12 protein-coding genes and 1 pseudogene are annotated in these 13832 nt (G+C 75.2%); 10 read left to right on the forward strand and 3 right to left on the reverse strand.

The genetic code is table 11. The features are described from left to right. Window positions 1-122 precede the first annotated feature (122 nt). The 5 genes from ABZ404_RS02350 to ABZ404_RS02370 all read left to right on the forward strand — a co-directional run bounded on the left by ABZ404_RS02350 (window position 123) and on the right by ABZ404_RS02370 (window position 5000). The gene (locus ABZ404_RS02350; RefSeq protein ID WP_358832565.1) at window positions 123-695 is read left to right on the forward strand and encodes a DUF5134 domain-containing protein; all 573 of its coding nucleotides are present in this window, start codon (window positions 123-125) and stop codon (window positions 693-695) included. Between the two features lie 118 nt (window positions 696-813). Continuing rightward, window positions 814-1749 (forward strand): M56 family metallopeptidase, encoded by a 936-nt coding sequence (locus ABZ404_RS02355; RefSeq protein WP_358832566.1) that lies wholly within the window; start codon window positions 814-816, stop codon window positions 1747-1749. Between the two features lie 106 nt (window positions 1750-1855). Then, on the forward strand, window positions 1856-2548 hold the full coding sequence (locus ABZ404_RS02360) for a phosphatase PAP2 family protein (protein WP_358832567.1): 693 nt from the start codon (window positions 1856-1858) through the stop codon (window positions 2546-2548). Window positions 2549-2946: 398 nt separating this feature from the next. After that, the gene (locus tag ABZ404_RS02365) at window positions 2947-3564 is read left to right on the forward strand and encodes a helix-turn-helix domain-containing protein (protein WP_358832568.1); all 618 of its coding nucleotides are present in this window, start codon (window positions 2947-2949) and stop codon (window positions 3562-3564) included. A 68-nt stretch (window positions 3565-3632) separates the two neighbouring features. Further along, window positions 3633-5000: an FAD-dependent oxidoreductase gene (locus tag ABZ404_RS02370; RefSeq protein ID WP_358832569.1), complete on the forward strand. Its 1368-nt coding sequence runs from the start codon at window positions 3633-3635 to the stop codon at window positions 4998-5000. A gap of 39 nt (window positions 5001-5039) precedes the next feature. Here the strand turns inward: ABZ404_RS02370 and ABZ404_RS02375 are convergent, their stop codons facing one another. After that, window positions 5040-5387 carry a helix-turn-helix domain-containing protein gene (locus tag ABZ404_RS02375; RefSeq protein ID WP_358832570.1) on the reverse strand — a complete coding sequence of 116 codons (348 nt, stop codon included), beginning with the start codon at window positions 5385-5387 and terminating at the stop codon, window positions 5040-5042. A gap of 105 nt (window positions 5388-5492) precedes the next feature. Between ABZ404_RS02375 and ABZ404_RS02380 the strand changes: the two genes are divergently transcribed. After that, window positions 5493-6596, forward strand: a complete 1104-nt coding sequence (locus ABZ404_RS02380) for an NADH:flavin oxidoreductase/NADH oxidase (protein WP_358832571.1) — start codon at window positions 5493-5495, stop codon at window positions 6594-6596. 18 nt (window positions 6597-6614) lie between these two features. Here the strand turns inward: ABZ404_RS02380 and ABZ404_RS02385 are convergent, their stop codons facing one another. Beyond that, entirely contained in the window at window positions 6615-8534 is a 1920-nt protein-coding gene (locus tag ABZ404_RS02385) for a neutral/alkaline non-lysosomal ceramidase N-terminal domain-containing protein (RefSeq protein WP_358832572.1), read from the reverse strand. Window positions 8535-8700: 166 nt separating this feature from the next. Between ABZ404_RS02385 and ABZ404_RS02390 the strand changes: the two are divergent. The 4 genes and pseudogenes from ABZ404_RS02390 to ABZ404_RS02405 all read left to right on the forward strand — a co-directional run bounded on the left by ABZ404_RS02390 (window position 8701) and on the right by ABZ404_RS02405 (window position 12595). After that, window positions 8701-9788: pseudogene (locus ABZ404_RS02390) on the forward strand (exo-alpha-sialidase). Window positions 9789-9798: 10 nt separating this feature from the next. After that, on the forward strand, window positions 9799-10476 hold the full coding sequence (locus ABZ404_RS02395; protein ID WP_358832573.1) for a uracil-DNA glycosylase: 678 nt from the start codon (window positions 9799-9801) through the stop codon (window positions 10474-10476). Continuing rightward, on the forward strand, window positions 10473-11570 hold the full coding sequence (locus ABZ404_RS02400) for a BadF/BadG/BcrA/BcrD ATPase family protein (RefSeq protein WP_358832574.1): 1098 nt from the start codon (window positions 10473-10475) through the stop codon (window positions 11568-11570). The genes ABZ404_RS02395 and ABZ404_RS02400 overlap by 4 nt, the downstream gene beginning before the upstream one ends. A gap of 95 nt (window positions 11571-11665) precedes the next feature. Further along, window positions 11666-12595 carry a hypothetical protein gene (locus ABZ404_RS02405; RefSeq protein WP_358832575.1) on the forward strand — a complete coding sequence of 310 codons (930 nt, stop codon included), beginning with the start codon at window positions 11666-11668 and terminating at the stop codon, window positions 12593-12595. A gap of 67 nt (window positions 12596-12662) precedes the next feature. Here ABZ404_RS02405 and ABZ404_RS02410 read toward each other — a convergent pair whose 3' ends face one another. Further along, window positions 12663-13706, reverse strand: a complete 1044-nt coding sequence (locus ABZ404_RS02410; RefSeq protein ID WP_358832576.1) for a lactonase family protein — start codon at window positions 13704-13706, stop codon at window positions 12663-12665. Between the last annotated feature and the right edge of the window lie 126 nt (window positions 13707-13832).

Genomic DNA, 13832 nt, shown 5'->3' on the forward strand with positions numbered 1-13832 from the left:
CCGTCCCGCGTCCCGCGTGCCCCTCGCGCGCCCCCTTGTGTGTCCTTGCGCCCGCGTGCGCGACCGATTGCCCGGGCATCGACCCCTGGGCGGGGGCGACGGGTCGAGCGGGGAGGTGGGCCGTGCACGGAACCGCGCTGTCCGGCTGGCTGCTGGTGGCGGTGTGCGTGGCCACCGGCGCGTACTGCGTCCTGCGGCTGCGCAGCGACTGCCCCCGCGCGCGCAGCTCGGCCGGGGGCGAGGCGCTGATGGGCTTCGGCATGGCCGCGATGGCGGTCCCGGCGGCGTTCGCCACCCCGCCGCCCTGGATCTTCGCCGGGTACGCGGCGGTCTTCGGGGCCGCGGCGCTGCGGGCGGGCTGGCTCGTCCACGCGCGCGGGGCGGGCGGCGGCCACCATCTGCACCACGCGGTCGGCTCGCTCGCCATGGTCTACATGGCGCTGGCGATGAGCGCCCCGGGCGGCCACACGGCCCACGAGGGCCACGCCGGGGCCGCGGGCGGCGTCCCCCTCCTCACCGGCGTCCTGCTCGTCTACTACGTGGGCTACGTCCTCACGACGGGGATACGGCTGCTGCCCGCCGCGGCCCCGCCCGGCGACGGCGCCGCGCCCGGCTGGGGCGCGCGGCCCGAACTGACGCTGGCCTGCCGGTTGTCGATGGGGATCGGCATGCTCGCGATGCTGCTGGCCCTCTGACCCGCACCGGCGGCGGCCCGGCCGCGAAGGCCCTCGGGGGCGTGGTCAAAACGTGGCGTGCGTCACTTGGCGCGCGAGGTCATACCTATGGGGACGGCCCCGCTCATAGGCTGAGGCCATGATGGTCTCCCTCGCGCTGCTCGCGCTCGGCGTCGTGTCCGCCGTGGTGGCCCCGCGTCTGTTCGCGCGCGCCCACTGGGCCGAGCGCGAGCCAGTGGTGGCGCTGTGGGTGTGGCAGTGCGTGGTGGGCGCGGTGCTGCTGTGCTTCGCGCTGGCGATGGTCTTCAGCGCGGCGGCGGCCTGGCAGACCGTACGGGGCCAGGTGTTCGCGACCGCCCCGCGCGCGGTGATCGACGCGTACGCGCTGGGTCCGTACGGCCCGTGGTCGGCGGCGCTCGCGGTCCTGCTCTTCTGCGGCGGCGCCTGGACGGCCGCGATGCTCACCCGGGAGATCCGCGGCGCCCGGGCGCGGCGCCGGGCGAGCCGTTCGGAGCTGCTGGTACGCGCCCCGCTGCTGCCGGGCGAGGAGCCCGGCGGGGCGCCGCTGGTGGTCCTGGAGGGGCCGCGTCCGGACGCCTGGTGGCTGCCCGGCCCCAGCCCCCAACTCGTCATCACCACCGCGGCACTCCGCCGCCTGAAGGGCCGCCAGCTCGACGCCGTGCTCGCCCATGAGCAGGGCCACGCGCGCGCCCGCCACCACTGGCTCCTGAACTGCTCGGCCGCGCTGGCGAACGGGTTTCCCCGGATTCCGGTGTTCGCCGCCTTCCGGGACGAGATGCACCGGCTGGTCGAGCTGGCCGCGGACGACGTCGCCTCGCGGCGCTACGGCCGGCTGACGATCGCGCTCGCGCTGGTCGAACTCAACGAGGACCGGGGCCTGTTCGGGCCCTGCCCGACTCCGCACGGCGAGGTCCCGCGGCGCGTCAACCGCCTGCTGGCCGCCTCACCCCGGCTCACCGCGGGCCACCGGCTCCGACTGACGGCGTCGGCGGCCCTGGTCCCGGTCGTCCCGCTGCTGGTGGCCTTCGTCCCGGGGCTGCGCGCCCTCGGCTAGGGTCCGTCACCACCGTCCCGCCATCCCGCCGCCCCCTGGCGCCCGCCCCACCCCGCCCCGCACCCCCGCGCGCACGGCCCGCGCGCGTCTCAGCGAGGATCGAGTCATGCCCGTCGCACCCCCGCCGGCCCACGCCCCCGCCCCCGTAGTCGGCCCGGCCCGTGCCGGCGCGGCCCTGGCGGCCCTCTCCGGCCTCCTGCTGGTCCTTGTGGCGGCCTCGTGGGGGCCGCTGGTGTCCCTGGACCGTACGGTCGCCGACAGGCTCCACAGGACGGCCGTCGCCGAGCGGGGGTTCACCCACGCCAACCGGGTGCTCACCGACTGGGTCTGGGACACCTGGACGATGCGCGCGCTGCTGGCCGCGGTGGTCGTCGCCGTCTTCGTACGCGGCGGCCGGCGCATGGCTCTGTGGGCCGCGGCGACGAGCGCGCTGGGCACGTTGGTCCAGCAGACCATGAAGGCGGCGCTCGGGCGGGAGCGCCCCAGATGGCCCGATCCCGTCGATTCCGCCTCGTACGCGGCCTTCCCGTCCGGCCACGCGCTCACCGTGACGGTGACATTCGGCCTCCTGCTGTGGCTGGCCGCGGCCCGGGGCGCGCGCCCGGCCGTGCGGCGGGCGGTGGCCGCGGCCGGCGCCGTCTCGGTGCTCGGGGTGGGCTTCACCCGCGTCTACCTCGGCGTCCACTGGCTCTCGGACGTGGTCGGCGGCTGGCTGATCGGGGCGGCGCTGGTGTGCCTGTCGGTGGCGGCGTACGGGCGGTGGGGCGCGAACCGGCCGCGCGGGGCCGACGGGGCTTGAACCGGCCAGGTGCCGCCCGCGAGGATCGCCGCCGTGGCGATCAGGGGTGTGCCGGCCGGCTCCTCCCGCGACGCCGTGCCGTACCGGGCCCCGGGCGGCGGGCCGGGGGCTCGCGGGAGAGAGTGACATCGGCGGATCCGCGGTTGCACACCGCGCTCCGGCGAACGGCGAGGCACTGAGGAGGATGTACGCGTCAGGGAACGCCCCGCCGGGCGGCGGCCCGCCCTGGACCTCGTCGGTCGGACAGAGCGGGGCAGAAGAGGGCCGCCCCTCCTGGGTGATCCCCCGCGTCACCCAGAAAGGACAGCCGGTCCGCAGGCCAGAACCCCCGGCAGGGGTTCCCGCACACGGTCACCTGAGTATATTGGCTCAGAGCCAGTCAACGCAGGAGTTACAGCATGTCCCCGCGCAGCGCATCGGTCAATGAAGAGTTGCGCCGGCGTTCCCGTGAGCGGCTGCTCCAGGCGACAGTCGAGCTGGTGGCGGAGCGCGGCTACGAGGCGACCACCCTCGGCGACATCGCCGACCGGGCCGGCTCGGCCCGCGGCCTGGTCTCGTACTACTTCCCGGGCAAGCGCCAGCTCCTCCAGTCGGCCGTCCACCGGGTCATGCACCTGGCCCTGGAGGCGGGCCTGGAGCAGGAGCCGCGGACCGAGGACGGACGGGAGCGGCTGGCCCGCGCCATCGACGCGATCCTGGGCCTCACCGCGGTCCACCCGGTGCTGATGCGCGCCCACATGGCCGGGATCCTCCAGGCCGAGGGGTTCGTGCAGTGCCCGGAGCAGCAGCGCCTGTCGTGGCTGCTGAAGGACACGATGGAGCGGTACGGCACGGCGGACGTGGACGGCGAGTACCCGATCCTGCGGGCGCTCCTGATGGGGGCCGTCTTCGCGGCGCTGCTGCCCGGCGCCCCCATGGAGGTGCCCCGGCTGCGGGCCGAGCTGTTCCAGCGCTTCGGGCTCGACTGGGAGCTCGGCAACCCGCCGCCGCAGGGGAAACCGCTCGCCGTCCCCTGACGCCGCGCGCCCCCCGGTGCGATGCTGGAGTCCCTGGTGGGATCCGCCTGCGGGAAGGGAGACCCTTCGTGCTGCGCATAGCCGTCATCGGTTCCGGGCCGAGCGGGGTCTACACCGCTCAGTCCCTGGTCACCCAGAGCACGGTCTGGGGGCTGCGGGTCGACGTCCTGGACCGGCTGCCCTGTCCGTACGGCCTGGTGCGGTACGGAGTGGCGCCCGACCACGAGAAGATCAAGTCCCTCCAGACCAATCTCCGCACGGTCCTGGAGGACGAGCGGATCAATTTCCTCGGCAACGTCGAGATCGGGCCCGGTGGCCTCTCCCCGGAGCGGCTGCTGCGGCTCTATCACGCGGTGGTGTACTGCGTGGGCGCCTCCGCCGACCGCCGGCTCGGCATTCCCGGCGAGGACCTGCCGGGAAGCTGCTCGGCCACCGACTTCGTCGCCTGGTACAGCGCCCACCCGGACGCCTCGGCGAACGGCTTCCGCCTCGAATGGCTCAGCGCCCGCTCGGCGGTCGTCATCGGCGCGGGCAACGTGGCGGTGGACGTGGCCCGCATCCTCTCGCGCGGCGCCGACGAGCTGCGCCCCACCGACGTGCCGCACAGGGCGCTGGACGCGCTGGCGGCGAGCCGGGTGCGCGAGGTGCACATGGTCGCCCGGCGCGGCCCCTCGCAGGCGAAGTTCACCACCAAGGAGCTGCGTGAGCTCGGCGCGCTGCCGGGGGCCGAGGCCGTCGTGGACGCCGCCGAGCTGGCCCTGGACCCGGCCTGCTCGGACCCCTCGGCGCTGCCCGCGGCCGTCCGCCGCAACATCGAGGTGCTGCGCGGCTGGGCGGCCCCGGACCGCGCGCCGCGCGGCGCGGAGCGCGCACTGCGGCTGCGGTTCTTCCTGCGCCCGGTGGAGATCCTGGAGCGGGACGGACGGGTGGGCGGCGTCCGCTTCGAGCACACCGTCCCGGACGGGGCCGGGGGCGTGCGCGGCACCGGCACGTATGAGGAGATCGAGGCGCAGCTGGTGCTGCGGGCGGTCGGCTATCTGGGCGTGCCCCTGGCGGGCCTGCCGTTCGACCCGGCGACGGGGACGGTCCCGCACGCGGCCGGACGCGTGCTGCGCGACGGCGTCCCCTCGCCCGGGGAGTACGTGGCGGGGTGGATCAAGCGCGGCCCGACCGGCGTCATCGGCACCAACCGCCCGTGCGCGAAGGAGACGGTGACCTCGCTCCTGGAGGACGCCGAGGCCCTGGCGCGGCGGCCCGTGGAGGGCGAACCCGTGGACGCCATGCGGGAGTCGGGGCTGCGGCCGGTGCGGTGGCGGGGCTGGCAGGACATCGAGCTGGCGGAGGCGGCACTCGGCCGCTCGCTGGGCCGGGGCTCGGTGAAGATCGCCGACTGGGAGGGGCTGCTGGCGGCCGCGCTGGGCACGCGCGAGGACTGAACGGCCCGGCACCGGGCCGGTCCTTCGGGCGCGGGGCGCTCAGTGGTCGAGCCGCGCCCCCTGGAGCGCCGCCGCTTGCAGGATCCGGTCGAACAGGCCGGGGAAGAGCTCGTCCAGGTCGGCGCGGCGCAGCCCGTTCATCTTGGCGGTGCCCCGGTAGGTCTGCTGGATGACGCCGCTCTCGCGCAGCACCCGGAAGTGGTGCGTGGTCGTGGACTTGGTGACGGGCAGGTCGAAGTACGAGCAGGACAGCTCGCCGTCGGCGGCCGCGAGCTCGCCGACCACCCGCAGCCGGACGGGGTCGGAGAGCGCGTGCAGCACCGCCTCCAGACGGATCTCGTGACGCGCCGGGTGGTCGAGTTCGCGCTTGCTCGTTGCAGGGGACACAGACGCATTGTACGAGAGTCATCGTAGTTTGACATCTGCCGTACTACGATGCGTATCGTACGAAGCGGATCCGGCGCCGACCCCGTGGCGCCGCGGCCGTCCTGAATGGAGTCTGCCGTGCCTGCTGCGAGTGCCCTGTTCGAGCCCCGTACCCTGCGGTCGCTGACGATCCCCAACCGGATCTGGATGGCGCCGATGTGCCAGTACAGCGCCGAGGCGTTCGGCCCGGACGCGGGTGTCGCGAACGACTGGCACTTCGCCCACTACGCGGCCCGCGCGGCCGGCGGCACGGGGCTGATCCTCGTGGAGGCCACGGCCGTCAGCGCCGAGGGCCGGATCTCCCCCGGAGACCTCGGCATCTGGAACGGCACCCAGGTCGAGGGGCTGCGCCGGATCGTGCGCTTCCTCAAGGCGCGGGGCACGGTGCCCGGCATCCAGATAGCCCACGCCGGACGGAAGGCCTCCACCGAACGCCCCTGGCGCGGCGGTGTGCCGATCGCTCCGGACGCCGAGGAGGGCTGGCAGCCGGTCGGACCGAGCCCGGTGCCCTTCGGCCCCGGCCACACCGTCCCCACCGAGCTGACCACCGATCGGATCACGGAGATCGTCGGGCAGTTCGCGGACGCGGCCCGGCGCGCGCGGGACGCCGGGTTCGAGGTCGTCGAGATCCACGGCGCCCACGGCTATCTGATCGGCGAGTTCCTCTCCCCGCACTCCAACCGGCGCACCGACGCGTACGGCGGCTCGTTCGAGAACCGCGCACGCCTCGCGCTGGAGGTCACCGAGGCCGTGCGGGCGGTGTGGCCCGAGGAGCTGCCGCTGTTCTTCCGGATCTCGGCCACCGACTGGCTGGAGGAGGACGGCTGGACCGCCGACGAGACCGTCCGCCTGGCCGTGCTGCTCAAGGAGCGCGGTGTGGACCTCCTCGACGTGTCGACCGGCGGGAACGCCGCCGGGGTGCGCATCCCCGTGGGGCCCGGCTACCAGGTGCCGTTCGCGGCCCGGGTGCGCCGCGAGAGCGCGCTGCCCGTCGCCGCCGTCGGCCTGATCACCGAGCCCGCCCAGGCCGAGAAGATCCTCGCCCACGGGGAGGCGGACGCGGTCCTGCTCGGCCGGGAGCTGCTGCGCGACCCGTCCTGGGCCCTTCATGCGGCCCGTGAGCTGGGCGGTGAGGTGCAGGTGCCGGATCAGTACGGCTGGGCGATCTGACCCGGGCCCCGCAGGCACTCAGGCGATCTCGAAGGGCTCGGTCACCCCGGTGAACGGGCCCTGCGCCGTGTCCCCGTGGTACGCGAGCCGGTAGCGGCCCGCCGGGGTGCCGGGCGGTATGTTCCACAGGACGGTGGCCACCGAGGTCGAGCCGCCCGAGCGGGCCCAGCGGAAGAGCGTCGACCAGTCGCCGTCGTCCGCGACCCGCGTCCACGCCCCGCCCGTCCACCGCTGGACCGACAGATAACTCCCGCCCCGGCGCAGGTCGTTGCCCGGATGCGCGCCCACGAAGGACGCCACGGCCCGGCGCCCGACGAGCGCGAAGGACAGCACCGCTCCGAACGCGTACCCCGGGTGGGGCGCGTCGGTGCCCCGGCGGCGGTGCCGGCGGCGTACGGGCACGGGAGGCTCCGGGACGCCCCGGGGGACGGGCACGCCGTCGCGCAGGGCGGTGGCCAGGCGCGCCACGGTCTGGCAGAGCGCGGGCAGCTCCCAGCGCCCGAAGAGCGTGCTGCCGCCCTCGTACTCCTGGGCGTCGTACTCCTCGGGCGTCGTCACGTAGTGGAGGTATCCGTTGCTGTACCCGGCGACCAGCACCTCCTCAAGCCGTACGCCCAGGATCGCGGCGGCCGTGCGGCGCAGCCGCAGCCCGGCGACGATCGTCACCTCGCCGGGTATCCCGATCAGGTACAGCGGCCCTATCCGCAGCAGTTGGACGGGGGCGCGCTCCTGGACCATCGGCAGGACGCGGTTGACGGGCCCGGCGGGCAGGGCGAGCGCCTTCGGGTACTGGGCGTCGCGCAGGGCGGGCGCGAAGGGGTAGACCAGCCGCCGGGAGAGCGCGTCCCACAGGGGGTTGGCTCCCGGCCGGAAGCCCTTGAAGCCGGGTCCGTCGGCCCAGGCCCCGGCGAAGGCCGCCGCGCCGCCCACGGGGGGCGAGGTCCGGTGCGTACGGCCGTCCCCGGTGTGTTCCGGGCCCACCTCCACGGCCGACAGGTACACATACGTGGTACGGGAGTCGACGGCGCCGGAGATCTCCTCACCCTCCAGCGCCGCCGCGGCCTCGTACTGGCGGGTGCCGATGATCCGGGTGTTCTCGAACTGGTCGCCGGTCGGGCCCGTGCCGGGTGCCAGGCCCAGGTTGGGCGACATGTCACCGGCGTTGGTCTGGGCGAACGCGGCCACCAGCGCGGGAGGGGTGGGAGACAGGTGGTCGACGCCCGCGAGGCGCTCCCAGTGGTGGGCGGCGTAGCCCTTGTTGTCGGCGCTTATCAGCCGGTTGCGGTTGGTCATGCTGGTGTTGTGGGTGGCGAACCAGTTGACCGCGCCCACCGGAACGCCGTCCCGCTCCAGGGTGAGGAGGGTGGTCTGCGGGTCGACGGCCCCGGGGAAGTGTGCCCGGTCGGCGGCCGGGTTGCGGTCGAAGGCCCGCCGGGAGCGGTTGACGCTGGCGTCGGTCAGCTCGCCGTGCGCGAGGCGCAGCACGGTCGGTGCCAGGTCCGCGACGGCTGCCAGGGCCGCCTCGGTGATGCCGTCGGTGATCGCCCGGAAGGTCCGCTCCCGGAACCCGCCGGTGTTGCTGTTGTAGAGCGCGTGGTGGAAGTAGCCGCCGGGGCCGCAGTGGGTGTGGGTGGCGGTGAGCATGACGTTGCTCGCGTCGTACCCCGGGGGCAGGCGCCGCAGTACCTCCCGCACGACGCTGTCGGCCATAAGCGGCAGCTCGCACACCACCAGGAGCGCCCGGCCGTGCCCCGCCCGGTCGGCGAAGGCGAAGGCACGGGCGCGCTGGCGGGTGTGGATGCCCGCGCTGAGCTGGTCGGCCTTGCCGTAGCCGAGCATGCCGCACTCGGCGGCCTCCCCGGTGATGTCCGCGATGCCCCGGCCGGCGAGGAATCCGCCATCGGGCCCGTTCGGGAGTCCGGGGGTGCGCTCGGTCATGATCGCTCCGTTCTCGTCCGGGTGAATCGGCGGCCGCTCCCCGTCCCGCCCCCCATCGCCCTCCCACGCCCGGTGACCTGCGCGGACTCCTGCTGCGGGGGCCACTGTCAGTGGTCGGGTGCAGACTGGCGGATATCCGGGACAACGGCGTTTTGGAGGGGTAGCGATGACCGACGTACTGCTCACCGTGGGCACGCGCAAGGGACTGTTCATCGGCCGCAGACAGGGAGGCGCGTGGCGGTTCGACGGACCGCACTTCAACGCCCAGGCGGTCTATTCGATCGGCATCGACACCCGGCGCCCGGTTCCCCGGCTGCTCGTCGGCGGCGACAGCGCGCACTGGGGACCCTCCGTCTTCCGCTCGGACGACCTGGGCGCGACCTGGGTGGAGCCACCTCAACCAGCCGTGAAGTTCCCCGAGTTCACCGGGAGATCGCTGGAGCGAGTATGGCAGCTGCACCCCGCGGGCCCCGAGGCGCCCGACGTGGTCTACGCGGGCACGGAGCCGGCCGCGCTCTTCCGCTCCGAGGACGGCGGCGAGAGCTTCACGCTGGTGCGCCCGCTGTGGGAGCACCCGACGCGCTCGCGGTGGGTGCCGGGCGGCGGCGGTGAGGGGCTGCACACCATCCTCACCGATCCCCGCGACGCCCGTGCGGTGACCGTCGCGGTGTCCACGGCCGGGGTCTTCCGCACCCGGGACGGCGGCGAGAGCTGGGCGCCGGCCAACCACGGCGTCTCGGCGGTCTTCCTGCCCGACCAGCACCCCGAGTTCGGCCAGTGCGTCCACAAGATCGCACAGGACGCGGCCGACCCGGACCGGCTCTCCTCCAGAACCACTGGGGGGTCTACCGCAGCGACGACGGCGGCGAGCGCTGGCAGGACATCGGCGAGGGCCTGCCGTCCACCTTCGGGTTCGCCGCCGCCACCCACCCCCACCGCCCGGACACCGCCTACGTGTTCCCGATCACGGCCGACTCCGACCGGGTCCCGGCCGGGAACAGGTGCCGGGTCTTCCGCACCTCGGACGGCGGCCGCACCTGGGAGCCGCTGTCGGCCGGACTGCCCTCGCAGGCGCACTACGGGACGGTGCTGCGCGACGCCCTGTGCACCGACGACGCCGACCCGGCCGGCGTGTACTTCGGCAACCGCAACGGCGAGGTGTACGCGAGCGCGGACGACGGGGACACCTGGAGCCTGCTCGCCTCGCATCTGCCCGATGTGCTGTGCGTACGGGCGGCGGTGATCCGCCAGTAGAGTGACGGCCGTGGCAGCACGACCGTTGAAAGAGATCGTCGAGCCCGGCTGGGCGGACGCTCTGGAACCCGTGGCCGGAAGGGTCGCCTCCATGGGCGACTTCCTCCGTCAGGAGATCTCCCAGGGGCGCACCTACCTCCCGGCCGGACAGCATGTGCTGCGGGCCTTCCAGCAGCCGTTCCAGGACGTACGGGTCCTGATCGTGGGCCAGGACCCGTATCCGACACCGGGGCACGCCGTGGGCCTCTCCTTCTCGGTCGCCCCCGAGGTGCGCCCGCTGCCGGGCAGCCTGGAGAACATCTTCCGCGAGATGCACACCGACCTGGGGCTGCCCCGGCCCTCCAGCGGCGATCTGACGCCCTGGACCCGGCAGGGCGTCCTGCTCCTGAACAGGGCGCTGACCACCGCGCCCCGCAAGCCCGCCGCGCATCGCGGCAAGGGCTGGGAGGAGGTGACCGAGCAGGCCATCCGCGCGCTGGTCGCGCGCGGGACCCCGCTGGTCTCGGTGCTGTGGGGACGCGACGCGCGCAATCTGCGCCCGCTGCTCGGCGAGCTGCCGGCGATCGAGTCCGCGCACCCCTCGCCGATGTCGGCGGACCGGGGCTTCTTCGGGTCGCGGCCGTTCAGCCGGGTCAACGAGCTCCTGGTCCGCCAGGGCGCGCAGCCGGTCGACTGGCGCCTGCCGTGACCCTCGGCGGCGGGAGCGGCGACGCCTGGGTGCTGGGGGTCGACTCCGGCGGGTCCGGCGTGCGGTTCGCGCTCGGCCGCGCCGAAGGAGGGGGCCCGGCGGAGGTGTCGGTCTCCGGTGAGCCGGTGCGTACGGGCCGCGCCGGGATCGACGCGGAGCACCTGCTCGCCCAACTGGTGCCCGCCGCCCGTGAGTTGCTGGACCGGGCCGGCGCGGACGGGGTGGCGGCGGTGGCCGTGGGCGCCGCCGGGATGGCCTCGCTCGGCGACGACCTGCGCGCCCGGGTGCCCGCGGCGCTCGCCCGCGCGCTCGGGGTGCGGCGCCTGGCACTGGCCGCCGACGCGGTGACCGCGTACGCGGGAGCGCTCGGCCAGCGGCCCGGCGCGGTGGTCGCCGCGGGCACCGGGATGATCGCGGTCGGCACGGATCTGACGCGGTGGCGGCGGGCCGACGGCTGGGGCCATCTGCTCGGTGACCGCGGCGGCGGCGCCTGGATCGGCCGCGCGGGCCTGGAGGCGGCACTGCGCGCCCACGACGGCCGTCGCGGCGGCTCGGCGGCCCTCCTCAAGCGCGCCGAGGCGCTGTTCGGGCCCGTGGCGGAGCTGCCCGGGCTGCTGTATCCGCGCACCGACCGGCCCGCCGTGCTGGCGTCGTTCGCACCGGAGGTGGCGCGCTGCGCCGCGTCCGACCCGGTCGCCGCGGCGGTCCTGCGCGAGGCGGGCCGCGCCATCGCCGAGTCGGCGGCGGCGGTCTGCCCGGACGTGCCGTTCGGCGGCGGCCGGGGCCGTGCCGCAGGGTCAGCGTCCGGTCCGGCCGGTGCGACGGTCGCGCGCGGAACGGCCGGTGACGGGGCGGCCGGAAGCGTGAGCGAATGCGAAGTGGCGCTCACCGGCGGCCTGTTCCGCATGGGCGACCCGCTGCTCGTCCCCGTACGGGAGGAACTCGACGCCCTGCTGCCGTCCGTACGCACGGTGCCCGCGGCGGGAGATCCGCTCGCCGGAGCCCTGCTGATCGCCTCGGCGCTGGCCCGCGACGAGCTGCTACTGCCGCACCATCCGCGCATGTTGCGGGTGACGACAGAGCGGGACACTTGAGGGCAATGTCACTCACGGGATAAATACGGACAGATACCGCTCACCTGACCCCTACCCGAACAGCCGCGCCCGCAAAGCCAGTAGCATGCGGCGCCATGAGCTCCCCCACTGGGCCCGCATCCGGCCTGCCTGTACGAATGCCGCGACCCCGCCAGCCAGGGCGGCACCGCCGCCCGGAGCCGGTGGTCGCTCCCGAGGGCGCGCCCGCGCTCGTCCTCGCCGTTCCCGGTACCCCCTCCCCCGCCGTGCGCGCCCTGGCGGAGGAAGTCGTCAGCATCGCGCGCTCGGAGCTGCCCGGCCTGGACGCCCGGATCGGCTACCTGGACGCGGCCGAGGACGCCGCCGTGGAGTTCCCCCCGCTGGACGCCGTGCTCGCGCACACCGCCGCCGAGCGCACCGCCCGCTATGAGCGGGCCCGTGCCGCCGGTCAGGACGTCGCCGCGCCCGACGGCCCCGTCGCCGTCGTCGTGCCGCTGCTCGCGGGCCCCGACAGCGCCCTGATCCGCCGGGTGCGCCAGGCCGTGATGGACAGCCGTGCCGCCGCCGAGCTGACCGACGTCCTCGGCCCGCACCCGCTGCTCGCCGAGGCCCTGCACGTACGCCTCTCCGAGGCCGGTCTGGCCCGCGCCGACCGTGCCCGGCTGTTCACGGTGGCGACCGCCGCCGACGGCATCATCCTGGCGACGGTCGGCGGCGAGGAGGCCGTGCAGGCCGCCGGGATCACCGGCATGCTGCTGGCCGCCCGTCTGGCCGTGCCCGTGATGGCCGCCGCGCTCGACCAGGAGGGCTCGATCGCCGCCATGGCCGAGCAGCTGCGCGGCTCCGGCTCGGTGCAGCTCGCGGTCGCCCCCTACCTGATCGGCCCCGAGGTCGCGGACGGGCTGCTGGACGCCGCCGCGAAGGAGGCCGACTGCCTGGCCGCCGAGCCGCTGGGCGCCTACCCGGCGATCGGCAAGCTCGTGCTGTCGCAGTACGCCGCCGCGCTGGGCCTCACGCCGCAGCCGCAGGGCTCCCCGGTGCACTGACGTACGGATGCCCGAAGGGCCCGCACCCTGGCCGGGGCGCGGGCCCTTCGGCGTACGGCAGCCGGGTTCAGCCGAAGACGACGCACGAGGCCGCGGGGGCGGGCGTCGAGCCCGCCAGGCGCGGGATGCCGCTCTCCTCGTAGAGGTCGAACCAGCTCACGTCCCCGGAGCGTTCGTTCGCCGCGTACAGGCGCCTGCCCGAGGGGTCGAGGGTGAGATGGCGCGGCCAGCGCCCGCCGCAGTCCACGGTGGCCACCAGGACGGCGTGCTCGCCGTCCGGATCGAGGGCGAGGGTCGCGATCGAGTCATGGCCCCGGTTGGCGACCCAGAGGAACCGCCCGTCGCGGGCCACGACGACCTCGGAGGGGTACGTCCGCGTCGTCACGCCGTCGTGGATCACCCGGGTCTCCCCCAGCGGCTCCAGGGCGCCCTCGGCGGCGTCCCAGCGGCAGACGACGAGGGTGGGCTCCAGCTCGTTCAGGACGTAGGCGTGGCGTCCGTCGGGGTGGAAGGCCAGATGGCGCGGGCCGGTGCCGGGGCGCAGCGCGGTCGAGCCGTGCGGGCGCAGGACGCCGCCGGACCGGTCGAGGGCGCAGACCTCCACGGAGTCGGTGCCGAGGTCGACGCTCAGCAGCCAGCGCCCGCTGGGGTCGGGCAGCACCTGGTGGGCGTGCGGGCCGGTCTGGCGCTCGGGGTGGGGTCCGGAGCCGTGGTGCTCCAGGACGTACGCGGCGGGCCCCGGGCGGCCGTCGGGGCGGACCGGGAGGGTGGTGACGCTGCCCGAGGTGTAGTTGGCGGTGACCAGGTGCCCGGCGGCGAGGGCGAGGTGGGTCGGGCCGGCGCCCTCCACCGGTACCGGCTCGCCGAGCAGGACCGGGCGGTCGCCCCGTACGTCGAAGGCGGCGGCGGTGCCGTGCTCGCTCTCGCCCACCGCGTACAGGACGGTGGCGTCGGCCGACAGGGCCAGGAACGAGGGGTCGGGGACGGTGTCCGTGGCGCCCAGGGGGGTGAGCGCGCCCGTCAGCGCGTCCACAGCGGCGACGGTCACGCCCTGTCCGCCCGCCGTGGTGAACGACCCGATGAATGCCCGCCCGGCGCTGCTCTCGGCCACCGTGCCACCCCTCTCGCGCGACTGCGCGCCGGGGCTGGGCCCGGCGCCGACTGCGGCGACCGTAGCAGGCGGTCTAGACCAACCGGCGGGCGACGCCCCGGTGCCCCGGCAGCCGGTGCGGGCCGC

This window comes from Streptomyces sp. NPDC005878 (assembly GCF_040629815.1).
Classification (GTDB): Bacteria; Actinomycetota; Actinomycetes; order Streptomycetales; family Streptomycetaceae; genus Streptomyces.

What these genes read in the sequence shown, in the direction of transcription:
- ABZ404_RS02355 (WP_358832566.1), top strand. Translation starts at nt 814, where the DNA reads ATGATGGTCTCCCTCGCGCTGCTCGCGCTCGGCGTCGTGTCCGCCGTG.
- ABZ404_RS02360 (WP_358832567.1), top strand. Translation starts at nt 1,856, where the DNA reads ATGCCCGTCGCACCCCCGCCGGCCCACGCCCCCGCCCCCGTAGTCGGC.
- ABZ404_RS02365 (WP_358832568.1), top strand. Translation starts at nt 2,947, where the DNA reads ATGTCCCCGCGCAGCGCATCGGTCAATGAAGAGTTGCGCCGGCGTTCC.
- ABZ404_RS02380 (WP_358832571.1), top strand. Translation starts at nt 5,493, where the DNA reads ATGGAGTCTGCCGTGCCTGCTGCGAGTGCCCTGTTCGAGCCCCGTACC.
- ABZ404_RS02385 (WP_358832572.1), bottom strand. Translation starts at nt 8,534, where the DNA reads ATGACCGAGCGCACCCCCGGACTCCCGAACGGGCCCGATGGCGGATTC.
- ABZ404_RS02405 (WP_358832575.1), top strand. Translation starts at nt 11,666, where the DNA reads ATGAGCTCCCCCACTGGGCCCGCATCCGGCCTGCCTGTACGAATGCCG.